The organism is Candidatus Symbiopectobacterium sp. NZEC127, assembly GCF_025962675.1.
Classification (GTDB): domain Bacteria; phylum Pseudomonadota; class Gammaproteobacteria; order Enterobacterales; family Enterobacteriaceae; genus Symbiopectobacterium.
In genome coordinates, this window is the sequence record NZ_JAGFPG010000052.1 from 1 (window position 1) to 597 (window position 597).

Consider the following 597-nt stretch of genomic DNA (forward strand, 5'->3'; position numbering starts at 1 on the left):
GTCTTTATCGTCCCCGAACGGTTTTCAACCTTGATGCCTTTGTTGCCCACCGCATCTTTCTGAATCCACAGGTTATTATTCGCCTGAATGGTGGCCTGGGTATTGGTCAGGTTATCGTTAAACAAGCGCATGTCTTTTCCTGCGCTCAACGTGCCATTGTTGTTTAACGTGGTGCTGGCAACGGTAATGTCACGCTCACTTTTAACCGTCGCCCCTTTGATGATGTCGGTCTGTTTCGCGGTGATATTCAGATCGGCTTTGGCAGCGGTATTACCTAACTGAATTTTGCCCCTAGTATCGAGCGTGATCCCTTGCTGCGTAGAGGTCAGATTCGCCAAATTAACCCCAACGCCTTCTTCGTTAGCGACCAGCCGGATTTTGTTGGCATACATCCCGCCCAGTGCTTTGGTGTCGACTGCCAATTGCGGCTGTGCGCCTTCACCGGCGATGGCCGTCAGCGTACCGTCTTTATAACTGGCACGATTCGTCCCCTGTGTCAGGGAGAGATTTTGTGCGGTAATTTTCCCATTCAGTTCGGTGGCACCGCTGATGATATCGACATAATCCTGCGGGTTGGCGTCCAGTCCTATACTGCCA

Annotated in this window: 1 pseudogene; it reads right to left on the reverse strand. The window is 51.4% G+C overall.

The window, feature by feature from the left end:
* Positions 1 to 597, reverse strand: a pseudogene (locus J5069_RS23880) (hemagglutinin); the annotation flags it as partial.